This is a genomic window from Lentzea californiensis (genome assembly GCF_024648825.1).
Classification (GTDB): Bacteria; Actinomycetota; Actinomycetes; order Mycobacteriales; family Pseudonocardiaceae; genus Lentzea; species Lentzea californiensis.
In genome coordinates, this window is the sequence record NZ_JANBBE010000019.1 from 1 (window position 1) to 22,282 (window position 22,282).

The 22,282-nt window shown below is 69.4% G+C and carries 24 protein-coding genes; 11 read left to right on the forward strand and 13 right to left on the reverse strand.

The window, feature by feature from the left end:
- A partial coding sequence (locus LX88_RS40455) for a transposase (protein WP_258953046.1) occupies positions 1-564 on the forward strand: 564 nt, incomplete at its 5' end.
- A gap of 89 nt (positions 565-653) precedes the next feature.
- Entirely contained in the window at positions 654-1,052 is a 399-nt protein-coding gene (locus tag LX88_RS40460; RefSeq protein WP_258953047.1) for a TOBE domain-containing protein, read from the forward strand.
- 7 nt (positions 1,053-1,059) lie between these two features.
- Here the strand turns inward: LX88_RS40460 and LX88_RS40465 are convergent, their stop codons facing one another.
- The 6 genes from LX88_RS40465 to LX88_RS40490 all read right to left on the reverse strand — a co-directional run bounded on the left by LX88_RS40465 (position 1,060) and on the right by LX88_RS40490 (position 6,742).
- Entirely contained in the window at positions 1,060-2,250 is a 1,191-nt protein-coding gene (locus LX88_RS40465) for an acyl-CoA dehydrogenase family protein (RefSeq protein WP_258953048.1), read from the reverse strand.
- Entirely contained in the window at positions 2,250-3,098 is an 849-nt protein-coding gene (locus LX88_RS40470) for a 3-hydroxyacyl-CoA dehydrogenase NAD-binding domain-containing protein (protein ID WP_258953049.1), read from the reverse strand. Before LX88_RS40470 ends, LX88_RS40465 begins: the two co-directional genes overlap by 1 nt.
- Positions 3,095-3,814 carry an acetoacetate decarboxylase gene (locus LX88_RS40475; RefSeq protein WP_258953050.1) on the reverse strand — a complete coding sequence of 240 codons (720 nt, stop codon included), beginning with the start codon at positions 3,812-3,814 and terminating at the stop codon, positions 3,095-3,097. Before LX88_RS40475 ends, LX88_RS40470 begins: the two co-directional genes overlap by 4 nt.
- Position 3,815: 1 nt before the next feature.
- A complete protein-coding gene (locus LX88_RS40480) occupies positions 3,816-4,559 on the reverse strand; it encodes a crotonase/enoyl-CoA hydratase family protein (RefSeq protein ID WP_258953051.1) in 744 nt (247 codons plus the stop codon).
- On the reverse strand, positions 4,556-5,719 hold the full coding sequence (locus LX88_RS40485; RefSeq protein WP_258953052.1) for a CaiB/BaiF CoA transferase family protein: 1,164 nt from the start codon (positions 5,717-5,719) through the stop codon (positions 4,556-4,558). The genes LX88_RS40480 and LX88_RS40485 overlap by 4 nt, the downstream gene beginning before the upstream one ends.
- 114 nt (positions 5,720-5,833) lie before the next feature.
- Positions 5,834-6,742, reverse strand: a complete 909-nt coding sequence (locus LX88_RS40490) for a LysR family transcriptional regulator (protein ID WP_258953053.1) — start codon at positions 6,740-6,742, stop codon at positions 5,834-5,836.
- 102 nt (positions 6,743-6,844) lie between these two features.
- On the opposite strand from LX88_RS40490, the gene LX88_RS40495 reads away from it, so the two are divergent.
- On the forward strand, positions 6,845-8,119 hold the full coding sequence (locus LX88_RS40495; protein ID WP_258953054.1) for an FAD-binding oxidoreductase: 1,275 nt from the start codon (positions 6,845-6,847) through the stop codon (positions 8,117-8,119).
- Here the strand turns inward: LX88_RS40495 and LX88_RS40500 are convergent.
- A complete protein-coding gene (locus LX88_RS40500; RefSeq protein WP_258953055.1) occupies positions 8,108-10,654 on the reverse strand; it encodes an AfsR/SARP family transcriptional regulator in 2,547 nt (848 codons plus the stop codon). The two genes, LX88_RS40495 and LX88_RS40500, sit on opposite strands and share 12 nt — an antisense overlap.
- A 63-nt stretch (positions 10,655-10,717) precedes the next feature.
- On the opposite strand from LX88_RS40500, the gene LX88_RS40505 reads away from it, so the two are divergent.
- A complete protein-coding gene (locus LX88_RS40505; RefSeq protein ID WP_258953056.1) occupies positions 10,718-12,340 on the forward strand; it encodes a C39 family peptidase in 1,623 nt (540 codons plus the stop codon).
- A gap of 22 nt (positions 12,341-12,362) precedes the next feature.
- Here LX88_RS40505 and LX88_RS40510 read toward each other — a convergent pair whose 3' ends face one another.
- Positions 12,363-12,587, reverse strand: coding sequence for a hypothetical protein (locus tag LX88_RS40510; RefSeq protein WP_258953057.1), 225 nt, complete (start codon positions 12,585-12,587; stop codon positions 12,363-12,365).
- 61 nt (positions 12,588-12,648) lie between these two features.
- Between LX88_RS40510 and LX88_RS40515 the strand changes: the two genes are divergently transcribed.
- The 3 genes from LX88_RS40515 to LX88_RS40525 are packed head-to-tail and all read left to right on the forward strand — an operon-like array spanning position 12,649 to position 14,457.
- Positions 12,649-13,236: a TetR/AcrR family transcriptional regulator gene (locus LX88_RS40515; protein ID WP_258953058.1), complete on the forward strand. Its 588-nt coding sequence runs from the start codon at positions 12,649-12,651 to the stop codon at positions 13,234-13,236.
- A 34-nt stretch (positions 13,237-13,270) separates the two neighbouring features.
- Positions 13,271-13,735 carry a hypothetical protein gene (locus LX88_RS40520; protein WP_258953059.1) on the forward strand — a complete coding sequence of 155 codons (465 nt, stop codon included), beginning with the start codon at positions 13,271-13,273 and terminating at the stop codon, positions 13,733-13,735.
- The gene (locus LX88_RS40525; RefSeq protein ID WP_258953060.1) at positions 13,732-14,457 is read left to right on the forward strand and encodes an alpha/beta fold hydrolase; all 726 of its coding nucleotides are present in this window, start codon (positions 13,732-13,734) and stop codon (positions 14,455-14,457) included. Before LX88_RS40520 ends, LX88_RS40525 begins: the two co-directional genes overlap by 4 nt.
- Here the strand turns inward: LX88_RS40525 and LX88_RS40530 are convergent.
- The gene (locus LX88_RS40530) at positions 14,427-15,026 is read right to left on the reverse strand and encodes a TetR/AcrR family transcriptional regulator (protein WP_258953061.1); all 600 of its coding nucleotides are present in this window, start codon (positions 15,024-15,026) and stop codon (positions 14,427-14,429) included. The two genes, LX88_RS40525 and LX88_RS40530, sit on opposite strands and share 31 nt — an antisense overlap.
- A gap of 81 nt (positions 15,027-15,107) precedes the next feature.
- Between LX88_RS40530 and LX88_RS40535 the strand changes: the two genes are divergently transcribed.
- Entirely contained in the window at positions 15,108-16,052 is a 945-nt protein-coding gene (locus tag LX88_RS40535) for a beta-ketoacyl-ACP synthase III (protein ID WP_258953062.1), read from the forward strand.
- A 537-nt stretch (positions 16,053-16,589) separates the two neighbouring features.
- On the opposite strand, the gene LX88_RS40540 is transcribed toward LX88_RS40535, so the two are convergent.
- From LX88_RS40540 to LX88_RS40555, 4 genes are all read right to left on the reverse strand, one after another.
- Positions 16,590-17,972, reverse strand: a complete 1,383-nt coding sequence (locus LX88_RS40540; protein WP_258953063.1) for an NAD(P)/FAD-dependent oxidoreductase — start codon at positions 17,970-17,972, stop codon at positions 16,590-16,592.
- A complete protein-coding gene (locus LX88_RS40545; protein WP_258953064.1) occupies positions 17,969-18,796 on the reverse strand; it encodes a 4Fe-4S domain-containing protein in 828 nt (275 codons plus the stop codon). The genes LX88_RS40540 and LX88_RS40545 overlap by 4 nt, the downstream gene beginning before the upstream one ends.
- 162 nt (positions 18,797-18,958) lie before the next feature.
- Complete coding sequence (locus LX88_RS40550) at positions 18,959-19,639, reverse strand: DUF4142 domain-containing protein (RefSeq protein ID WP_170176643.1); 681 nt, start codon at positions 19,637-19,639, stop codon at positions 18,959-18,961.
- Between the two features lie 99 nt (positions 19,640-19,738).
- Complete coding sequence (locus LX88_RS40555; protein ID WP_258953065.1) at positions 19,739-20,341, reverse strand: COG4315 family predicted lipoprotein; 603 nt, start codon at positions 20,339-20,341, stop codon at positions 19,739-19,741.
- Between the two features lie 114 nt (positions 20,342-20,455).
- On the opposite strand from LX88_RS40555, the gene LX88_RS40560 reads away from it, so the two are divergent.
- The 3 genes from LX88_RS40560 (at position 20,456) to LX88_RS40570 (ending at position 22,282) form a co-directional block, all read left to right on the forward strand.
- Positions 20,456-21,025: a sigma-70 family RNA polymerase sigma factor gene (locus LX88_RS40560; RefSeq protein ID WP_090065093.1), complete on the forward strand. Its 570-nt coding sequence runs from the start codon at positions 20,456-20,458 to the stop codon at positions 21,023-21,025.
- On the forward strand, positions 21,022-21,765 hold the full coding sequence (locus LX88_RS40565; RefSeq protein WP_258953066.1) for an anti-sigma factor family protein: 744 nt from the start codon (positions 21,022-21,024) through the stop codon (positions 21,763-21,765). The genes LX88_RS40560 and LX88_RS40565 overlap by 4 nt, the downstream gene beginning before the upstream one ends.
- Positions 21,766-21,871: 106 nt before the next feature.
- Positions 21,872-22,282: a hypothetical protein gene (locus tag LX88_RS40570; protein WP_170176644.1), complete on the forward strand. Its 411-nt coding sequence runs from the start codon at positions 21,872-21,874 to the stop codon at positions 22,280-22,282.

Here is a 22,282-nt window from a genome sequence, read left to right on the forward strand (position 1 = left end):
CCGGCCGGATCCGTGGTACTGGCCGAGGACGAAACCCATCTCGACCTGCTCGCACGGGTCCGGTCCTGCTGGATGCCCACCGGCCAGCGCCACCGCATCCTCACCCCTGGCACCAACATCCGCCGCACCCTGCACGGCGCGATCAACCTCGCCACCGGCACCTGGCACCACCACGTCTCCATGAAGAACGTCTCCGTGGTGTTCTGCTACTTCCTGCACATGCTGCTCGACGCCTATCCCGATGCACCGGTCGTCGCGGTGATCTGTGACAACGGCGGCACCCACCACAGTGGAATCACCACGCGGTGGCTTGCCGAGCATCCCCGGCTGATGCTGATCGAAGGCGCGAAATACAGCCCACAGGACAACCCAGTCGAACGCATCTGGGCCGGCCTCAAACACCACATCGCCAACACCGCACCCGCCACGATGGCCGGCCGCGTCCGCCAAACCCACGCCTACTTCCGCGACCGAACCACCGAACAGAACCTCACCACCGCCGCACCCTGGACCAGCCCCTGGCTACCCGAAGGTTTCGGACAAGACTTCTGGCCAGGTGCTTAGGGCGTGTCCCCGCAAATCTCGTCCGCGATAGTCGAACGGACCTACGGGACACGCTCTAGCGCCGCGAACGCGGATATACACTTCCGCCCGTGCCGAACTTGCGGATCAGCGAGGCCGCCGCGCTGCTCGGGGTCAGTGACGACACCCTGCGCCGGTGGATCGACCAGGGCCGCCTCGCGTCCGTCGTCCTGGACAACGGGCGCAAGGGCGTCAGCGGGATCGAGCTCGCCGCGTTCGCGCAGAAGATGACCGACGTGGCCGAGCCCGGCGCGACCGTAACGGCTTCCGCGCGCAACCGCATGAAGGGCATCGTCACCCGCGTCGTCAAGGACGGGGTGATGGCCCAGGTCGACATGCAGGCCGGGCCCTTCCGCGTCACGTCTCTGATGAGCCGTGAGTCCGCGGACGAGCTCGGCCTGGAGGTCGGCAGCGTCGCCGTGGCCTCGATCAAGTCGACGCACGTGGTCGTCGAGATCCCCGAAGCCTGAGCGCTCATTACACGAAGGCGCTCTCGCCGGTGATCGCCTTACCGACGATCAGCGTGTTCATCTCGCGCGTGCCCTCGAACGAGTAGATCGCCTCGGCGTCGGCGAAGAACCGGGCCACGTCGTAGTCGAGCACGATGCCGTTGCCGCCGAAGATCTCCCGCGCCCAGGCGACGACCTCGCGCATCCGGGACGTGACGAACGCCTTCGCGAGCGACGAGTGCTCGTCCTGGAAGATGCCCGCGTCCTGCAGCTTCGCGAGCTGCACGAGCATGCCCCACGACGCGGTGATGTTGCCGAGCGACTGCACCAGCTTGTCCTGCACCATCTGGAAACGGGCGATCGGGCGGCCGAACTGCTCGCGCTCCTTCGCGTAGGCGAGGGCGGCCTCGTAGGCGCCGATCATCACGCCGAGCGCCTGCCAGGCGACGCCGCCGCGGGTGGCGCGAAGGATCTCCGCGACGTCGCGGAACGAGTCGATGCGCTGGAGCCGGTTCGCCTCCGGCACGCGGACGTCCGTGAGGGTGATCTCGGCGTTCTCGACGATCCGGAACGCGATCTTGCCCTCGATCTTCTCGGCCACGAAGCCGGGCGTGCCCTTCTCCACGACGAATCCCTTGACCTGGTTGTCGGCGAGGTCGCGGGCCCACACGATCACGTAGTCGGCGAAGGTGGCGTTGCCGATCCACTTCTTGGCGCCGTTCAGCACCCACGTGTCGCCGTCGCGCTCGGCGGTGGTGCGCATGCCGCCCGCCACGTCGGAGCCGCCGAGCGGTTCGGTCATCGCGAACGCGCCGATCTTGTCCATCGCGGCCATGGAGGGCAGCCAGCGATCGCGCTGTTCCTGCGAACCGCCCGCGTAGATCGAGTACATCGCGAGTCCGTTGTGGACGCCGAAGAACGTGGCGACCGACGCGTCGGTGCGGGTCATCTCCATCGCCAGCATGCCGGTGAGCAGGTTGCTGACGGCGGCGGGGTGCTCGCCGTAGCCCTCGTACGACAGGGCGGTGAGGCCGGCGCCGCGGAACTTGCCGATCAGCTCGTGCGGGAACTCGCCCTTGGCCCAGTACTCGTTGACCAGCGGCTTGATCTCGGTGGTCATGAACTCGCGGGCGCTCAGCAGGATCTTGCGCTCGTCGTCGCCGAGCAGCGCCTCGTAGTTGTAGAAGTCGGCGGTCAGCTGGTCTTCCAGGCGGTTCATCAGTTCTCCTCCAATGCCGTCAGAACGGCGAGCTGCTTGCGGTCGCGCGTCTCGGCCAGCGCCGAGTACGTGGAGGAGCCGTAAGCGTCTTCGACGGCCTTGATCAGCCGTTCGGGATCTTGCGACGGGGTGCCCAGCTGCAGACCCTGCATGGACTTCCCGATGTGTTCGGCGAGGTGCCGGTAGCCGCCGGGGCCACCACCGAGGTGGGCGCCCAGGAACGGGCCGACGGTCGCCCAGCGCAGGCCGAGCGAGTGGGTGACGACCGCGTCCAGGTCGGCGGGCGTCACGACGCCCTGTTCGACCAGGTAGGCGGCTTCGCGGGAGAGCGCGGCCTGCAGGCGGTTGCCGACGAAACCGGGAACCTCCTTGCGTTCGACGACCGGCGTGCGGCCGAACGAGCGGTAGAACTCCACCGCCCTGGTCACGGACTCCTCGCTCGTCTGCTCCCCCGGCACGACCTCGACCAGCGGGATCACGTGCGGCGGGTTGAACGGGTGTCCGATCAGGACGCGCGAGCCGTCGATGCCCCCGGTGAACGCGGTCGAGGGGATCGCGGACGACGAGCTGAGCAGCAGCGCGTGCTCCGGGGCCTCCCGGACGAGCTCGGCGAACAGGGTCTTCTTGAACTCCAGGTCCTCCGGGCCGTTCTCCTGCACGAAGTCCGCGTCCCGCACGGCTTCCGCGACGGTCCGCACGACCTGCGCGCCGTCGGGAACGACCAGGTCGGGGCGGGGGTCCACGACGCGAACGGTCAGGCCGTGCTCCGCGAAGAGCCGGGCCCACGAAAGTCCGATGACACCTGCACCGATGACCGCGACGGTGCCGGAATCTTCCTTGGCGCTCATGCTTCCTCCAAGTAGTTGTGAACCGGCTTGGCGGGAGCGAGCGTCAGGTCGGTGATGACGTGGCTGGCGGAGACGACCTCCAGCACGGGGAGGTCAGCGAGCGGCGCGAGGACGTGCTGGAACAGCTGCAGGCGCGCCGGGCCGGTGTACGCAGCCTTGACCACGACGTCGGTGATCTCCGTGCGCACGAGCTCCTGCACCCGCAGCGAACCGTCATAGTCAGGGATGGTCTTCAGCATGAAGGTTGGAACCGTGATCTCCGCCTCAGCTGTGCGGTGGTCCAGTTCGTGGTGCTTGTAGCCCATGGTCGCGGTGGCCACCCGCAGCGTGCCGTAGTCGAGCGTGCCGACCAGCGCGCCGTTGTCGGCGTAGAGGCTCGGTGCGCCCATCACCTTCGGGTAGGCGCTGACCTCGCGGCCGGACGCCGTGGCGGCGAAGCTGTCCAGGTACATCGCGTGCAGGTACTCGCCGCGTTCGCCGTCGAAGACGACCTGGACCGCCTGGCCGGCCTCGGTGTACGGGCCGTAGCCGGTGACGTCGTTCATCTTCATGACCTCGAAACGGACGAGTGGCTCGTCGACCTGGAGCGGCTGCGGAACGACGGCCCGCAACGCCTCCGGGTCGGTCCGGTAGACGATGTTCAGGTACTCGCGGTCGAAGAACCGGGGCTGCACGGCCGGAAAGGCCGGTGCGCTCAACGGTGTGATTCCCAGCATGTCAGCTCCCTGTCCACTGTGGAGTGCGGCGCTCGGCGAACGCGGTCATGCCCTCGCGGACATCGGCCGTGGTCATCAGCTTCGCGCTCTCGGTGCGTTGCGCGGCCCAGGGATCAGCGGACCGCACGACCTTCTTGACGGCGGCGAGCGCCAGCGGGGCGTTCAGGGCGATCTGCTCCGCCAGCTGGAGTGCGATCGCGGTGGCCTCGCCGTTCGGCACGACCCGGTTGGCGATGCCGAGCGCGCCCGCCCGGCGGCCGTCGATCGGCTCGCCGGTCAGCAGGATCTCCATGGCGAGGTGGTGCGGGATCCGTTGCGGCAGGCGGACGACTCCTCCACCGGCGGCGATCAGGCCGCGCTTCACCTCGGGCAGGCCGAACCGCGCGTCCTCGGCGGCGACGATCAGGTCACAGCCCAGGGCGAGCTCGAACCCGCCGCCGAGCGCGAAGCCCTCGACCGCAGCGATCATCGGCTTGGTCAGTTCTGCCTCGGTGAGGCCGCCGAGGCCGCGATCGCCGACCACCGGCGACTCGCCCTTCAGCGCGGCCTTGAGGTCCATGCCCGCGCTGAACGAGCCGCCTGCACCGGTGAGCACGCCCACGCGCAGTTCCGGCGTGGCCTCCAGTTCGTCCAGTGCGGCGGCGAGTTGCGTCGCGACGGCCGCGTTGACGGCGTTGCGGGCCTCTGGCCGGTCGATCGTGATCAGCAGTGCCGATCCGACGCGTTCGGTGCGCACGACAGTCATGCCAGCACTCCCTTTTCCAGTTCGGCGAGGACTTCAGCGGTGTCCTGCCCCGGCAGCGGGGCGAGACGGCGGACGGTGGCGGGCGTGGCGGAGAAACGGACGGGGATGCCGATCGACCGGATCGCGCCCTCGCTCGGGTGCTGCACGACGTCGAGCAGGTGGCCGTCGCGGACGTACGGGTCCTCGTGCGCCTTGTCGAGCTCCAGCACCGGCCCGAACGGGATGCTGTGCTTGGCGCACACCTCTCCCCATTCCTCGGTGGGCAGCGCGGACGCGCACTCGTCGACCAGTCCCATCAGGTCGTCGCTGTCGCCTGGGTCGATGCGCTCGCCGGCGACGCGCGGGTCGTCGACCAGGTCGGGACGGCCCGCGGCGGCGAAGAAGTCGCGGAAGTTCTGCGGGTTGTAGGGCACGACGCAGGCGAGGCCGTCCCTGGTGTGCACGGCGTGGTGGCCCTTGGCCATCGAGAGGGTGAAGCCCGTCGGCCCCTCCTCCGGCACGAACGCGTGCCCCGCGAGGTGCTCGACCAGGTTGAACGCGATCATCGTGTCGGCCATGGGGATTTCGACGCGCTGGCCCTGCCCGGTGTTGTTCCGGTGCACCAGCGCGGCGAGCACGCTGTAGGCGATGGTCAGCGACGACACCTTGTCGCCGATGATCGTCGGCAGGTAGACCGGCCTGCCGAGGGCGCGGTTCGCGATGTCGACCAGTCCGGACGCGCCCTGGACCGTCTCGTCGTAGGCGGCGGTGCCCGCGCGGTCGGAGTCGCCGCGGAAGCCCTGGGCGTGGGCGTAGACCAGGCCGGGGTTGCGTTCGGCGACGTCCGCGTAGTCCAGGCCGAGCCTGCTCAGCGCGCCCGGTCGCATGTTGGTGATCAGCACGTCGGCCGTGCCGATCAGCGCGAGGGCGGTCTCGCGGTCGTCCTCGTCCTTCAGGTTCAGGTTGATGCTGCGCTTGTTCCGGTTGACGTTGAGGCTCAACGGGGTCATGCCCGGCGTGGTGCGGTAGCGGCCGTTGCGGACGGTGTCCACAGGCGACTCGATCTTGATCACGTCGGCGCCGAGGTCTCCGAGGATCTGGGCCGCGTACGGGCCCATCACCACGGTCGAGAGGTCGATCACGCGCACGCCGTCCAGCGGACCGGCGGTGATGTCCTTCATCGTTCGTCCTTTCGCACCTGTTCGTTCCTGCACCACCGAAGTTAGTGAAGAACCAGGAGAAAGGGAACGATCATGTCGCGAACAATGGTATGACCACAGCGGTCACACCATTGTTCATTTGACGATGGGCTCCGCGAACACTTCTTTCGCGACCGCGACGATGTCCTCGATGTCGCCGCCGCTCGCCCGGTCGCGGCGCCACAGCAGTCCGGTGTCGAGCTGCGCGCGGAAGTCCTCGAACGGCAGGATCGCCATGTTGTCCAGCTGGTAGCCGCGCATGGAGCTGTCCTCGTCGAGCATCGACACGGAGAACCCGAGGCCGCCCGAGACGATCTCCGAGGTGCCCTGGTAGCCGGTGTTGCTCAGCTGGATGCGCTTTTTGATGCCCAGCTCGTGCAATTGCCGGTCGAGCTGCTCGAAATACGCGGGCATGATTTCCTCGGGCGACTTCGCATAGGCGAGCTCGGTGAGATCGGCCAGTTTGACCGATTCCCGGCCTTCGAACCGGTCGGCGGGCACCACGGCGCCGAGGCGTTCCGACATGACGTGCAGCGTGTCGAGCGAGGCCTCCTGCACGGGCAGCCGCGCCAGCGTGAGCGCGAGCCTGCCGTCCTTCACCGCCGCGACGAGGTCCGTGGTCGTACCAGGCCAGCGCTTGACCTCGAAGCACCCCGCGACCCGTTCCGCCAGCAGCGTCAGCCGTTCCCGCAGCACCGGGTGGACGCCCGCGGGCATGCCGACGAACACCGTGGACCTGGCGGCGTGCGTCGCCTGGTCGAGGCGCCAGCGGATGGACCCGACCCGGTCGAGCACGTCGCGCGCGATCGGCAGGAGGGCGGTGCCGGCGTCGGTCAGCGCCACGTGGTGGGTGCTGCGGTCGAACAGCGGGCGGCCCAGTTCGTGTTCGAGGTCCTTGATGCGCCGGCTCAGCGGGGAGGCGGCCATGTGCAGCTTCCGCGCGGCCGCGGAGAAGTTCAGTTCCTCGGCGACCGCGACGAAGTAGCGGAGGTGCAGCAGTTCCACGTGATCCAGACTAGGCCGTTCGGGGCATCCTGTTCGTCTTCACCGTGACGCGCGATGTCCGGCTACCGGCCTCTGCCGCCGCCTCCCCCTATGGTGCGCCGCGTGTCCATCGAGCAACCTGCCGCCTTCCGCCCGCGAGCGATCACGGAGGTCCTCCGTCCGGCGACGGCGGACGAGGTCGTGGAGATCGTCCGGTCCGGCAGGCGTCCGCTGCACCCGATCAGCAAGGGTTACAACTGGGGCCTGGGTTCGGGTCTGCCGGTCGGTGACGGTGCCACCGTCCTCGACCTGTCAGGCCTGGACCGCGTGCGCGCACTCGATGTCGAACGCGGCTACGCGGTGGTGGAACCGGGCGTGAGCCAGGGCGCGCTCGCGGAGTTGTTGCGGGGCACGCCGAGGATCTTCAACCTCACCACGTCCTCGTTGCGCACCAGCATCATCGGCAACGCGCTGGAGCGTGGCGTCGGCGTGCACCGCGCCCGCGCCGAGGACCTGGTCGGACTGGAGGTGGTGCTCGCCGACGGCCGGCGCGAGCAGGTCGGCTGGTGGCCGGGGGTGTCGGCCGTCCCGCGCCCGCACGGCCTCGGGCCGACGCTCACCCACCTGTTCACGCAGTCGTCGTTCGCGGTCGTCACCGCCGCCGTGGTCCGGCTGCTGCCCAGGCCCGAGGAGGTGCGGCTGCTGCCGTTCACCTTCGCGCCCGACGACCTCGCCGACGCGGTGGACGCGCTGCGGTCGTGGACGGACCAGCGGCTGGTCCCGCCGACCACCAAGATCTACAACCCGGTCGCGGCACAGGCGGACGGCTACCTCGCGCACGTCTGCCTCAGCGGGGCGGGCGAGGTCGTGGAGGCGCTCAGCTCAGTCCTCCTCGGTGCGGCACGGCGTTCGCCACTCGTCGCGGCACCGGCCTCCACCGCGGACGAGGTGGTCCGCGCGACGTACGCGGGTGATCCCGATCCGGCCGACACGTGGTTCCTGCGCAGGACCGCGGGACGCCCGGCCGAGCGGGTCGACGCCGAACTCGGGTTGCTGATGTTCCTGCCGCTCGTCCCGTTCTCGGGGGAGGCGGTCGCGCTCACCGAGAAGCTGATCCGCGACTGCTGCGCGTCGACGCCCGCGGTCACCGTCAACGTCCACGACAACGAAGCCGTCGACCACGTCATCGCCATCGGCTTCCCGGCGGACGATCCCGCGGCCGTCGCGGAGGCACGGGAGACGCTCGACCGGTTGCACCAAGTGTTTGCGGCACACGGTTTCCTGCCGTACCGGCGGGATGTCGACAGGCCAGGGGCGGCGACGGCGCTGCAGGCGAGGATCGGGCAGGCCCTCGATCCGGACGGCGTGTTCGCGCTCGGACGGTACTCAGCCGGCTAGGCCCGCCAGCTTCCGCGACGCCTCCGCCTCACCCCACCGGAATCCGATGCGCCGCGACAGCTGCACCGCCTCGGCGTACGAGGCACGCGCTTGCTCACCCCGGCCGGCCAGCTCGTGCACGGTGCCGCGGTCCAGCAGCACGCCCGCCTCGATCTGCCTGTCCCCCACCGATCGCGCGATGCCCAGCGCCTCCTCCGCCAGTTCCAGCGCCCGGTCCAGGGAGCCGAGCTGGCGGTGGGCGTCGGCCATGTTCGCCAGCGCGTGCAGCTCGCCGGACCTGTCGCCGCACCCGCGCAACGTCGTCAGCGTCTCCTCGTAGCAGACCAGCGCGGCGGGCAGGTCGCCCAGCGCGGCGTGCACGAGACCCAGATTGGTGCGCACGTAGGCCGCGCCCTGCGCGTCGTCCAGTTCCTCGCGCAACGTCAGCGACGCCTTCAGCGAGGTCAGGGCGCCGGGCAGGTCGCGGCGGCGCCAGTGGGTGATGCCTAGGTTGTTGAGGGTCACGGCTTCGAGTCGCCGGTCGCGCAGTTCGCGGGCCAGGGCCAGTGCCGCCGTCCAGTGCCGCTGGGCCTCGCCGAACCTGAAGCCGCGCTCGCAGGCGGCGCCGAGTTCCTTCAACGCCAGCGCTTCCGCGCGGAGGTCGCCCAGGGAGCGGGCGGCCTCCAGGGCGAGCGTGTTCAGCGCGGCCCAGTCCGCCACCTCGGAACGGCGGCGGAAGTACCAGGACAGGCCCGCGGCGAACGCGATCGCGTCGGCCGGGGAGGCCTGGTGCGCGGCGGCGATGAGGTTGTCGCGCTCTTCGGCGAGCCAGAGGTCGGACGGGGTGTCCGCCAGTGCTTCCAGGTAGTGCTTGTGCAGGCGTTCCAGCGCGAGCGAGCGTTCCTCGGCCGACTCCGAGGCGCGGCAGCGTTCGCGTGCGAAAAGGCGCAGCAGGTCGTGCAACGCGAACCGGCCGGGCACCGGTTCGTCGACCAGGTGCGCGTCGGCGAGTTCGGCGAGCAGGTCCCCGACGTCCGGCACGTCGGTCAGCGCCCGTGCCGCGGCGACCGCGAAGTCGGGGCCGTCGAGCAGTCCGATCAGCCGGAAGACCCTTGCCACGTCCGGAGATCCCAGCTCGGCGTAGCTGACCTCGAACGCCGAGCGCACCGCGACGTCGCCGAGCCTCAGCTCGTCGAGGCGGCGTGCCTCGTCGGCCAGCCGCGCCGCCAGCAGCGGTGCGGTCCACTGTGGACGGGCGGCGAGCCGGGCGCCCGCGATGCGCAGGGCCAGCGGCAGCCCGCCGCACCAGCGCACGAGCTCCGCCGCGTCCGAGACCTTCCCGGCGACGCCCTCCAGCAGCCGGTACGCGTCCTCCAGTTGCAGCGCGCCGAGTTTCACGTACGAGGCACCGTGCAGCGAGGTGAGCGGACGGCGGGACGTGATCAGCACGGCCGAGCCCGGACCGGTCGGCAGCAGGCGGGTGACCTGGCCCGCGGTGGCCACGTTGTCCAGCACCACGAGCAGCCGGCGCGACGCGGTGAGCGAGCGGTAGCGCAGGGCCTCCTCGTCGCCGGGCCGTTCGCCGAGCGCGCGCAGGAACTGGCTCAGGATCCGGTCCGAGGCGCCGTCGGAGAGGTCTGCGTAGAGCTGGCCGTCCGGGAACCTCGCCGTGATCTCGTGCGCCGCCCGCACCGCGAGCGCCGACTTGCCGATGCCCGCCTGCCCGGTGATCACGCACACCGCGACCCGGTCCTGCCGCTGCTGCGCCTTGATCAGGTCGAGCTCGCGGCCGCGGCCGGCGAAGGTGACCACGTCCGGCGGCAACTGCCGGATCGCCGCCGCGCCAACGGGTTTCGCGCGCAGGATCTCGACCTGCAGCCGCCGCAGCGACTCCCCCGGCTCGACGCCGAGCTCGTCGGTGAGCACCCGGCGGCACTCCTGGTAGGCGGCCAGCGCCTCGGCCGGACGCCCCGCGCGGTGCAGCGCGACCATCTGCTGCTCGCGCAGGCGTTCGTTCAACGGGTGCTCGCGCACCCACTCGTTCAGGTCCGCGACGACCTCGGCGTGCCGGCCGAGGTCGAGCTCCGCCTCGGCGCACTCGACCCGTGCGGCCAGCCGCAGCTCCTCCAGCTGCGCGACGACCCCGCGCAGCAGGCCGGACGCGGCGAGATCGGCGAGGGCGGGCCCGCGCCACAACGCGAGCGCCTCGCGGTAGCCGCGCGGCGTGCGTTCCCCGCGGGCGAGCTCGAGCAGCTCGGTGAACCGGGTGAGGTCGAGCTCGGCCGGGTCGATCGACATCAGGTAGCCGGGCGCCCGCGAGAGCAGCCGCGAGCCGACGATCTTGCGCAGCTGGTAGACGTAGACCTGGAGGTTCTTCAGCGCCGTCTTGGGCGGAGCGTCGTCCCACAGCACGCTGATCAGCCGGTCGACCGACAGCACCCGGCCGGGCTGGGCGAGGAGCAACGCGAGCACCGCCCGCTGCTTGGGCGGCCCAAGGCTCAGCCGCACGCCGTCGTCGGCGTAACACTCGACCGGCCCGAGCACCCGGAACTCCACAGCTCCCGATCGTAACCACCAGCCGCATACCGGACGCATGCCACGCACCGGGACGTTCGAGCCATGACGAAAACCTCACTGGCGCTGGTGGTGGCACTCGGCACCCTGGCCGCCGCCGTGTCCCCCGCTCAGGCCGTCGAGCCCTACTCCGAGAGCCCGTCCCAGTCGCACGCCGTCCGTTCGGGCGGCGGTTACGACGTGGTCGTCGGTGGCGTGAAGAGAGCCACTTTCGACGTCAGCGATCCCGCCTTCACGGTCCGGTCCTCCTCGTCCGCGGACGGTGCGCTGGCCGCCGTGATCTCCGACTTCGACGGCACGAGCGGCAGCGTCCTGCACACGGTCGACCGCTACGGCAAGTCCCGTGCCGTGGCACGCGGCGCGATCACCTCCGCCGTGTTCCACGGCACGGTGCTGGCCTACGCCGACGGCGAGAACGTCGTGGTGGACGGTGTTCCCGTGGGCAAGCTCAAGGGCCGTGCGCCCCAGCTGCTCGGGTTCACCTCGGATGGCACCGGCCTGCTGGCCGTGCAGCACCCGGACGTCGCCGACGACAGCACGTACGTGGGATCGCTCGTGCGGTTCGACCTGAAGACCGGCGCCGCCAAGCCGTTGATCACCTCCGGCTCAGCGTCGCTGTACCGCGACTTCAAGCTCGTCGACGTCAAGGGCGAGCGGCACGTCAGCTTCATCAAGCACAACGAGATCTACCGCTGCGGCGGTGCCGACCCGCAGTGGCTGGGGCTGGCGTCGGAGCACGGCGAGGTCCGGTCGCTGGTCGGCGAGACCCGGCACCACTACCGCAGCGCGGTGTGGAGCACCGACGGCGCGCGAGTGGCGTACGAGGTCATGGGGTGCGTGTCGGACAAGACGCTCGGCACCGGCCAGTTCGACGCGTTCAACGGCGTCTACGTCCAGGACCTGGCTTCGCGCAGGGCTTCTCGGGTCGTCGAGGGCCTGTCGTTCAACTACGCGCTGACCAGAATCGACGGGGGCGAGGCCGTGATCGGCAGCCCCGCCAAGGGGTACGTGAAGGCGTCGGGTCTTCGTGCCGCCTCGCTGGACGGCGAGGTCACCACGATGGGCAGGCTGAACCGCGCCGAGTACATCCACCAGCTGTGGGACACGCGCAACGAGTTCAACGGCAACTCGTCCTGCGGCCCGACCAGCGCGGTCATCGACCTCGTGACCTACCAGCTGCCCGCCGAGTTCGGCGTGCAGGTCTCGCAGCCGTCCTCGCACTACTCGAAGTGGGGCCGCTACATCACCGACGAGTTCTCCAACCGCGGCACCACCTTCAACCGCACGATGAACGACTGGTCGCGCACCGGCAGCTGGAAGGGCGCGCACGGCTGGATCACCGGCTACTACTGCGGCGGCAACCCGGCCCGCCCCTGCGCCTCCTGGGAGTCCGAGCGTGACTTCCTGGCCCGCAACGGCGCCGCCGTCCAGCAGGGCAACTTCACCCCGGCGCAGGTCCGCGCGTTCCTCGACCAGGGCAAGTTCGTGATCATGAGCGGCACGTGGGGCTCGACCGCCGGGCACCTGTCCGTCGTGATCGGCTACCACGACAACGGTCAGTTCTACGTCCACGACACCTACGGCGCGGGCACGGACGGCAGCTACGACGGTGCGAACCAGCTCTACAACTGGAACTACATCGCTCCCGTGCAGATGTGGGCCGCCTGACGCGCTGAAGCGATCCTCCTGCTCACAGGGCGGGGGGATCGCCCGGCGACGGCGCCTGCGGAGTGCGCTGGGCCTGCGCGTGGACCTCGACGTTCGTCCTGTGCGCGACCGGGTCCCAGATCTCCTCGAACGGCGCCATGAGCGACTGCCCGCCGCCGGTGCGGCGGGCCCGCACGGCGTACCAGGTGAACCCGGCCAGAGTGAGCGGCACGCTCGCGAACGCGGCCACGCCGAGCAGGAGGTCCATGAGCCCGACTGTACAGTGACACGACGTTTCCAGAAACACAGTGTTACTGAATGGGCGGGCGATGGTCAGGCTGACACGTGCCGAGCAACAGGTACGCACCCACGAACACCTCCTGCGCGCCGGCCAGGAGGTGTTCCTGCGCCGCGGTTTCCTCGGGGCGACGGTCGAGGAGATCGCCGCCGAGGCCGGTTACACGCGCGGTGCGGTCTACAAGCACTTCGGCGGCAAGGAGGGGCTGTGGCTGGCGATCGTCGAGGCCGACGCGGGAACCCACCTCCAGGGCCTGCGCGGCGCACTCGATCAGGCGACCTGCCGTGACGACGTGATCGCGATCCTCAGTGGCGTGACGGGCGAGGAGGCGGCGAAGTGGACCACGGTCGCCGCCGAGGTGCTCGCCGCGACGGCACAGCAGCCCGAGATCGCGGCCCAGATCGCCGCCCTCCAGCAGTGTCACGACGACCAGGTCGTCGCCCTGCTGGCCGAACACCTGCGGCGCCTGGGACTCGAACCCGCGATGCCGTTGCCACAACTGGTCGTCCTGCTCGGAGCACTGGGAATCGGGCTGGCCCTGCGGCAGGTGGTCGTCGAGGGCTCCGACTCGCGCGCCGTCCTCGTCCACGTCCTGGAGGCGATGCTCTCGGCTGCTTGACAGCAGGCGTCAAGTACTTGCTATCGTCTGTCAAGTGGCGACCACCTCGGAACACGTGGACCTTCGGGACGACTTGATCCGGCTCGTCACGAGCCGGCTGCTCGACCCGCTGGAAATCCTGCTGCCGCAGGCGGATCTGGCCGGCGTGCGGGCCTCCGCGGAGGCCGACGCCGAGATGTGGGCGGCGCAGCTGCTCGGGCCCGACGACGACCTCGCCCGGCAGGTGGCCATCCGGCTGATCGCGGTGCTGCACCCCGGCGACACCCCGTTCGACCCGCCCGAGAGCTGGTGGGCGACACCGCTGGGCCGCGTCGCCGCACGCCGCGCCGGTCATCCGAGCAGGGACCACGTCTCGCTGGGCGTGGCCGGGGCGATGCTCGGCATCACCCGCCAGGGCGTGCACGACCTCGTGAACCGCAACAAGTTGCTGCGCCATCCCGACGGCGGCGTGACCGTCGACTCGATCCGCGCCCGTCTCAGCTCGAGGAGAGAACAGTGAAGCTCGCGGCGACCGACTTCGGCGGCGACGGACAGCCGTTCCTGCTGCTGCACGGCCTGGGTGGCGACCGGTCCGCCTGGGAAGCTCTCGCACCCCGGCTGGACGGGCGCGCGGTGGCGGTCGACCTGCGCGGGCACGGCGAATCCGGTGACGGCGCGTGGGACTGGGAGGCGGTGCTCGACGACCTGGACGAGACCGCCGTCCACTTCGGACTCGACAATCCGGTCGCCGTCGGACACTCACTGGGCGGCATCCTCGCCGGCCTGCGGGCGTTGCGGCACCCGGCGTGCCCGGCGGCGGTCAGCCTGGACGGACACCGTTCCGCCACGACGCGTCCGGAGAACTACGAAGGACTGCCCGCCGACGAGGTCGCGTCCGGTCTGGCGAAGCTGAACGCCCTGTTCACCGCGCAGCTGGAGGTGGTCACCCGGCCGGACCGCTCGATCACCTCGGCCCTGCGCACGTCACCCGAGTTCCTGGACGCCCTGCCGGTGTTCGCCGAGGTGTCCTGCCCGTTCCTGCTGGTCCTCGCCGCCCGCAACCTGCCGGTGCCGGCCGATCTCCTGCCCCTGATGGACGCCCACCGCGCGGGACTGCGCCGCGACCTGCCCCCGAACGTGCGGGTGCACGAGATCGACGCGACGCACGGCATGGTGTCCGAGCGCCCGGCGGAGGTCGCCGAGCTCGTGAATCACTTCGTGAGCAGTCGCTTCAGCGCCTGACGGGCCCGGCGCGGCGCCGCGCTGTCGTGCTCGAGCTGCAGGAAGTGGTTGAGCGCCAGCATGACCCCGAGGAGCTCGTAGATCAGCTGCTCGACGTCCGTGTCCGGCTTCAGGTCACCGTCGCTCACCGCACGCCGGATGTGGATCCGCAGATCCCTGCGCCACAACGCGTTCATGCCGGCCAGCGCGTCCCGCACCCGCCCACTTCGCCCGTCGAACTCGGCCGTGGCGGCGGTGAAGAAGCACCCTCCGGGCAGCACCTCGCGTTCGAGGTAGGACACCCAGGCCTCGCAGACGTCGATCAGGCGCGGCAGTCCGGACGGCATCTGCTCCACCTTGCGCGGCACCTCCCGCAGGAAGACCTCCGCGGCCTGGTCGACCACCGCGAGCTGCAGGGCCTCCTTGGTGCCGAAGTGCCCGAGCAGCCCGGCCTTGCTCATCCCGAGCTCCGCCGCCAACCGGCCGATCGTCAGTCCTTCGAGCCCCTCCGCGGAGGCGATGGCAAGGCTCCGGTCGAGGATGCGCTGCCGTGTCTCCAGGGTGTCGGCGACAGATCTGCGCGGGCTCATCTTTGTAGTTTACGTCTCTTTAGCTACCGACCGATCGGTTGCTATATTCGCCGCGTCGCCCTGCCCGAAGGAGAGTTCACCTTGTCCGGTTCCCGTGTCGTCGCGCTCGGCCACCACCAGCCCGAACGAGTGCTGACCAACGCCGACCTGGAAAAGATGGTGGACACCAACGACGAGTGGATCCGCCAGCGCACCGGCATCTCCACCCGCCGCATCGCCGCTCCCACCGAAACCGTGGCCGACATGGCCTCCGAAGCAGGTGCGAAAGCCCTGGCCGCGTCCGGCCTGGCCCCGTCCGACATCGGCCAGGTCATCGTCGCGACCTGCTCGGCCATCGACCGCAGTCCGTCGACCGCGGCCCAGGTAGCGGCACGCCTGTCGATCCCCTCCGCCGTCGTCTTCGACATGAACAACGCCTGCGCGGGCTTCTGCACCGCTCTCGCGACGGCCGACCACACCATCCGGGCAGGTGCCGCCCAGCACGCCCTGGTGATCGGCGCCGAGAAGATGTCCGACCTCGTCGACTGGACCGACCGCTCCTCCTGCATCCTGCTGGGCGACGGCGCGGGAGCAGCAGTGGTCAGCGCCTCCCCCGACGCCCAGATCGGCCCGGCCACCTGGGGCTCGGACCCGACACGAGCCAACGCGGTCCGCCTCGTGGACGAATGGCAGCCGCGCTTCGCACAGGAGGGCCAGGCCGTCTTCCGCTGGGCCACCAGCGAACTCCCCGCCATCGCCGCACAGGCCTGCGCCAAAGCGGGCATCGAGGTCACCGACCTCGCCGCCGTCGTCACGCACCAGGCCAACCTGCGCATCATCGAGGCGCTCACGAAGCGCCTCGGCCTGCGGGACGACGTGGTGATCGCACGCGACGTCGTGGAGTCCGGCAACACCTCCGCCGCCTCGGTCCCGCTGGCGCTGTCGAAGATGGCCGAGCGCGGGGAACTCCCGTCCGGCCAGCCCGTCCTGCTGTTCGCCTTCGGTGGCGGGCTGTCCTGGGCGGGCCAGGTGATCACGGCCCCGTAGGCCGAACTTCTGCTGCCGTGCGGCGGGGCGAAGCGCGGAGCCGAGCCGCCCTGCCGCCCAACGCAACGGCGAAGCCGAGGCGTGTGAACTGCTTCCTGCCGTGTAAGCGGTGGTGACCCACCCAAGCGCTATCGACGCGCAGCGGCGATGACCCGCACCGGCCGGTACTGCCTGAGCAACCACTCTCGCAAGGCGCTCGCCCGCACGGCAGGTGACCACCCCGCTGGAACCGGCGCCAGCCAAGGCAAGCCGACCCGAGCGGTGCCCACCCGGCCGGCCCACCCGAGGCGACCACCCACCCGGCTGGCACCCACCCGGCTGAAACCATCCCCAGAAATAGGCCGGTGTGGCGACTCGGGAGCCCTCCGAGCCGCCACACCGCTGGTGACGCGCGAACGGGAGGTTCAGGTCGCCGGCGCGGGAACGAGCGCATCGCCGCGTGACGTCATCGGTCCGCCACCTGGCCACGCGGGCGACGTCGGAGTTCGCCGTTCCCGCTTGCCCTGTACCGGCAACCTGAAGTCCTCCTCCACCTGGTTAGGGCCTCGCGCGTCCTCCGCCCACTCGCACCATCTCCGGCCTCGAACGCGAATGCCTCCGCCGCTGCAATGGCGGCGACATCGACGACGAGACGGACGGGGGAACGGATGATGCGTGGGCGGCGACCGGTTCGGGAACCGGGATCATGGCGGTCGGGAGGACTTCCGGTGCTTCTGCCGCGGCGGGTTCCTGCTCCGGCTGCGTCCACACTGGAACGTTCGTCTCGACCGCGTTCTGCCGGAACAGTTCCGGGGTCTCGGTGATGATCTTGCCGGGCGACTCCAGGCCCACGATGCCGACGAGCTTGCCGTTGGCGATGAACCCGGTGAGTCCGTTCACGTCGGTGGTGTCGGTGCCCAGGACGGGCAGGCCCGCGCCCTGCACGCGCATGCCGTACTGCTCGGTCCAGAAGCGCGGGACCGGGGTGTAGGTCTTGGCGTGGTTGCGGCCCACCAACAGGTTCTCGGCGGCGGCCCGGCCTCCCTCGACGGCGTTGAGCCAGTGCTCGACGCGGCGCACGGCACCGTTGAAGCGCATGTTGGGCCAGCGGGCCACGTCACCGCAGGCGACCAGGTTCTCGGCGCCGACCACGTGGTTCGTCGAGTCGCACAGCACGCCGTCGGAGATGTCGAGGCCGGAGCCGCGCAGCCAGTCGACGGCCGGGGAGGCGCCGACGGCCAGCACGACGCACGAGGCGAAGAAGACCTGACCATCTGAGAGGTGGATCCCGATGCCGCCGGGCTGACGCACCCAGTGCTTGATGCCGACACCGGTGGCGAGGCGGACGCCGTGCTCGACGTGCGCCTCGGTGATCTTCTTGCCGATGTCGTCACCGACGACGCCGCCCAGCAACGCGGGCGAGCGCACGATCAGGGCCACGTCGCGGCCCATGTGACGGATCGAACAGGCGAGCTCGCAGCCGATGAACCCGCCACCGATGACGGCGACGAGGCCCTGCGACTGACGGATGTTCTTGCGGATCGCGATCGCGTCGTCCAACGTCCGCAGCACGTGCACCCGCGGGTCGTGGCGCGGCGCGCCGCCCATCGCCCTGGCGTCGACGCCGGTGGCGATGATCATGCCGTCGTACTTGATCTCCTCGCCACCGGGCACCCAGACCGACTGCTTCTTGGGGTCCAGGTGCAGGGCCGGGGAGTTCATGCGCCACTCGGCGTCGAGGTCACCCGAGAACGACAGCAACGCGTCGTCCGGGGTCCACTCTCCGGTGATCATCTGCTTCGACAGGCAAGGGCGGTGGTACGGGAGGTGCCGCTCGGCGGACAGGATGGTGATCTGCCCGTCGAAACCCATCTCCCGCAGCCGTTCCGCGGAACGGACTCCACCGAGTCCGCCGCCGACGACCACGATCCGTTCGCTCACTTCACTCGCTCCCTGATCTCGATCGCGCGCATCGGGCACGCACGTTGTGCCGCACGGGCCTGAGCGAAGTGCTCCTCGGGCGGCCGGCGGTTGTAGGTCAGGCGGTTGTCCTCGATCAGCTGGAAAACATCCGGGGCCTCCGCCTGGCAGGTGCCGTAGCGGTGGCACTTCTCGTTGTTGACGCTCACGTCCATCGCGTCGCCCTCACCGACACCGGGTTCCTTGCCGCGTTCGGCATCGAGCATGCCGATGCGCATCAGGACCTCGGGCGGGAGGAACCGGGCCAGGGCCAGGGTCGCGGTGGGGACGAGAACGGTGAGGCCGGCCAGCCAGAGAACGGACAGGTTGCCGTTCGCGATGGCGCCGAACCACGAGTGCACCACGGTGATCGTCACCGCGATGTACGCCGTCTGGTGGAACCTCAACCACTTGCGGTAGAAGACTTTGTGCCTCATCGAGGCGAGCACGGCGATCGCGAGCATGACCTCCAGGCCGAGGATGCCCAGCGCGTGCCGGAAGAGACCGCCGTCCACGAACGGCAGGATGAGCTTGACGATGCCGAGGGGGGCACCCTGCAGCAACGTGAAGGCGAACGCGTGGATGCAGCCGAACGCGATCGCCAGTGACGCGAGCACCATGTGCCCGTTCTTCAGACCTTCGCGGCCGGTGAGCTTCTCGGCCCACCCGGTCGCGATCAGCACGCCCCAGGACAAGGTCGCGCACATCAGTACATAAGCCAGCCTGGCGGAGATCTGGGCCATCTTCTTGACACCCGAGTCGAACTCGGCTGACTGGGCCACCAGGAGCGGAATCTGGCTCGACAACAACTCTTCCTCCGGGAAAGAACTTCTCGCGGGAACCCGCCCGGTCCTGGGTGCAGGAGTGGACACATCAGGGCCGGGCGGGTGGGAACAGGTCCGCGTTGGAGTGCCTCTGACCTTGGGACACCACCTCCGTTTACCGTCGTGCAACGGGGTCTTGCAGAATCACCGCACCGGTCGTCGCGGGCGGAGTACTCGGAGCAGGAGCACGGTGAGAACGGCTCCCGCGGCGGTGACCGTGAGGATCACCCACATGTTCGGCCCCTCGTCGGAGGCCAGAGTCGCGTTGATGATGTTGCCGGCAGGCTGGGGCTCGGCGAACGACGCGTCGCCCGCGAGGCCGGTGCTCTCCAGCAACGTCATGTGCTTCATGACCACGTCGATGCCCGCCTGCGCGAACCCGCGGATCACGTCGTTGCGCGTTCCTGAGCGGACCTTCGCGATGAAGGGGAAGATCTGGCCGTGCGCGGCGCGCAACCGGGCGATGAACGCCTGGTCGAACGCGTCGCCTTCGAGCGCGTTGATCTCTTCCATCCACGACTGCTGCGTCGGGTTCGGCACGTCGGGCGTGGTCAGCCCGAACCCGGCGGCCGTCTTCTTCGTCAGCGCGTCCAGCATCATGTGGTCGAGCATGATCATCTTGCCGATCTGCTTGACCCTGGCGTTCGACGCCTTGGTGGCCGTGAGCTCGCCCATGGGCATCTCCCACAAGCCTGCGAGGCGCACCCTGTTGAGCAGTTCGCGGTCGTTCGCGGTCAAAGGCCCGCTCGGGGTGTCCATCACTCCCCCGGTGTCCGCGGGCTGCGCTGCAGCCGTGGCGGAGAGGCCGGAGAAGAGGAACAACATCGCAAAGACGGTGGCGAGGGCTCTGGTCATCGTCTTGTTGTCCTCGTTGTCCAAAGGAAGTCGATAGGGGGTGGATGAAAATGCGGCTGAGCAGTGGGCTCAGTAGCCGGGCGCTGCCGGAGGCGGATCAGACTGCGGCGTCTGCGCCGTTCCCGAGCTGGGGGACGTGCTCGGCTTGCTGCTGCTCTTGCCGCTGTTGTTCTGGGCTTTGCCGCCGGTGATCTTGGCGCCGTTGGGAGCGGTGACGAACCACACGCCGCCCTTTCCCTGGCCCTTCATGTCACCGGCGACCTTGTCCTCGGCGAACGTGTACTGCGGCCAGCCCTGGATGGTGAGCTGCTTGGTGCCGTCCGGCCTGGTCAGGACCCCCATCGAGATCGGGTCCACACCGGTCGCCATCGGCGTCTTGTCCGCGAGGACCGGCTTCCACGCCTTCGCGCACTCGCCCTCGCAGTTCGACTTGGACGGCTTGGGGACGTCCTTGTCGTACCGGTAGAGCGGGAGCCCTTCGTCGTTGGTGACGAACCAGCCCATCTGGTCGTTGTTCGCGATGAAGTAGTTGTTCATACCGCTCAGATCAGCGGGTTTGGCCTGCAGGCCGCCGGGTGCGGCCGCCCCTCCGGGAGGGGTCTGGGTGCTGCCGCACGCGGTGAGGGAGATAGCCAGTGCCGCCAGGGCGGTGATGGCTGGTCCACGTCGCATCGGCAGGTCCTTTCTCAGCGGGGGTACCGAGGAGTACGGACACGATCCGGCAACGGTTCACGAACTTCGTGAGGAATATTTGCCTCTCGACTTCGGCCGCTCGATGAGGCAAGGATGTCCACCGTGGCGCGGCATAGACGTCAACGTGAGTTAGACGAACAATCACCAAGACCGGGGTCTCTCGAGGAAGAGTTGATCCGTCGGCTGTACGAGGAATTCGGGAGTGCCCTGCTGGGACACTGCATGAGGTTGACCGGCCATGATCGGCAGTGGGCCGAGGACATCGTGCAGGAGACCCTGGTCAGGGCATGGCGCAACGCCGAGAAACTCGAGCGTGACCCCGTGCTCTTGCGGTCGTGGTTGTTCACGGTGGCAAGGCGGTTGGTCATTGACGACAGACGTAAGAGAAGCGTCCGTCCGCAGGAGTTCGAACTGACCCCTTCGGACGAGTCACCCTCCGGCAGCGAGGAGGATCGCACCCTCGCGGCGATCGTCGTGGCGGAGGCGATGAACGGTCTCTCCGAGGAACACAGGGAGGCTATTCTCGAAACATATCTGCGGGACCGCACTGTCGGTGAGGCCGCGGCTGCACTGGGTGTGCCGCCGGGAACGGTCAAGTCGAGGGTGTACTACGCGCTCCGTGCGTTGCGGCGTGCGTTGCACGATCGGGGAGAGACGCGGTGACAACGGCACCAGATCACCTCGACGTCGCCGCCTACGTGCTCGGCATCCTCGATGCCGATGAGGTGGAGGCGTTCGAGAACCACCTGACCGAGTGTCGGCGGTGTGCTCTTGACCTGCGCGACTTCGCGGTGGTGCCCGACCTCATCGACGAGGCCGACGCGGGCGGGATGCTGCGCGGAACAGCGCCAGAACGCCCCGACGGCAAGTCGGTGCGAGTCATGCTCGACGCCGTCTCGGCGCGCAGGAAGCGCCGACGGTGGTTCGTCGCCCAGGGCGTCGCGGCCGCCGCCGCCGGCGTCGTGGCGGTGACAGCCGTGGTCACGACTCTCGTCGTGCGCGGTGGCGACGACGGTTCGAACCAGGCGGCGCCCCAGAACCCGAGCACCTCGACGTCGCAGACGCGGGTGGCGAACAACTCCACCGACACGTCGATGGAGGTCAAGCACCAGGACCCGAACAGCGGCGTCGGCACGAAGATCACCGCGGCCGACACCCCCTCGGGGACCGCGATGGACATCGAGGTCACCGGCATGTCGGGCCCCAGCAGGGGTTCGCTCGTCGCCGTGGGTCGCGCGGGCCGTGTCGCGCAGGTCACGTCCTGGTACGCACCGGAACCGGTGGCGGGCGACAAGAAGACCATCAAGCTGGCCGCGAACGTGGCCATGCGGTGGCACGAGATCGCGACGTTCAGGATCGTGGACGAGAACGGGAAGACCCTGCTCGAGGTCGTGGCTTCCTGACGTTTCGCGACACCAGCCCATCTGCCCCCGCGGGATCCGTGAGATCCTGTGGGGGCAGTTGTCGTTTCGCGGGAAATTTCGCAGAAGTTCGGGGAAGGCTGGCTACGTGGCGATAGGCCCGTCAGCGGTCGAGCGCTGGCTCGATCTGTCCACAGAGGAGCTGCGCGCTCAGATCACGCGGCTCGTGTCCTCTCGGCTACCGGATGATCACGCGGTGTGGCAGGCGATCCGGCGTCATCCGGCTCTGGTCCCGCGCATCCGCGGTGTCCTCTCCGGACTCGCGGCCACCGCGGCCGGCGGCAAGGACGAGGCCATGCAGAAGGTCTGGATCTCCAAGGCGCGCGCCGCCCTGGACCAGCCCTACACGCCTCCGGTGAAGGCCGTGCGGAAGCCGGTGGTTGAAGAGGTTCCCGCCGAGGAACCCGAGCCTGTGATCGACCTCAGGGAACCCGAGCCCGCCCAGCAGAGGCAGCCGCACAAGGCCATTCCGACGATGCTCTTCCAGGAACCGAGCTAG

What these genes read in the sequence shown, in the direction of transcription:
- LX88_RS40505 (WP_258953056.1), top strand. Translation starts at nt 10,718, where the DNA reads ATGACGAAAACCTCACTGGCGCTGGTGGTGGCACTCGGCACCCTGGCC.
- LX88_RS40510 (WP_258953057.1), bottom strand. Translation starts at nt 12,587, where the DNA reads ATGGACCTCCTGCTCGGCGTGGCCGCGTTCGCGAGCGTGCCGCTCACT.
- LX88_RS40475 (WP_258953050.1), bottom strand. Translation starts at nt 3,814, where the DNA reads ATGCTGGGAATCACACCGTTGAGCGCACCGGCCTTTCCGGCCGTGCAG.
- LX88_RS40470 (WP_258953049.1), bottom strand. Translation starts at nt 3,098, where the DNA reads ATGAGCGCCAAGGAAGATTCCGGCACCGTCGCGGTCATCGGTGCAGGT.
- LX88_RS40485 (WP_258953052.1), bottom strand. Translation starts at nt 5,719, where the DNA reads ATGAAGGACATCACCGCCGGTCCGCTGGACGGCGTGCGCGTGATCGAC.
- LX88_RS40480 (WP_258953051.1), bottom strand. Translation starts at nt 4,559, where the DNA reads ATGACTGTCGTGCGCACCGAACGCGTCGGATCGGCACTGCTGATCACG.
- LX88_RS40465 (WP_258953048.1), bottom strand. Translation starts at nt 2,250, where the DNA reads ATGAACCGCCTGGAAGACCAGCTGACCGCCGACTTCTACAACTACGAG.
- LX88_RS40560 (WP_090065093.1), top strand. Translation starts at nt 20,456, where the DNA reads ATGTCCACCGTGGCGCGGCATAGACGTCAACGTGAGTTAGACGAACAA.
- LX88_RS40515 (WP_258953058.1), top strand. Translation starts at nt 12,649, where the DNA reads ATGGTCAGGCTGACACGTGCCGAGCAACAGGTACGCACCCACGAACAC.
- LX88_RS40550 (WP_170176643.1), bottom strand. Translation starts at nt 19,639, where the DNA reads ATGTTGTTCCTCTTCTCCGGCCTCTCCGCCACGGCTGCAGCGCAGCCC.
- LX88_RS40530 (WP_258953061.1), bottom strand. Translation starts at nt 15,026, where the DNA reads ATGAGCCCGCGCAGATCTGTCGCCGACACCCTGGAGACACGGCAGCGC.
- LX88_RS40555 (WP_258953065.1), bottom strand. Translation starts at nt 20,341, where the DNA reads ATGCGACGTGGACCAGCCATCACCGCCCTGGCGGCACTGGCTATCTCC.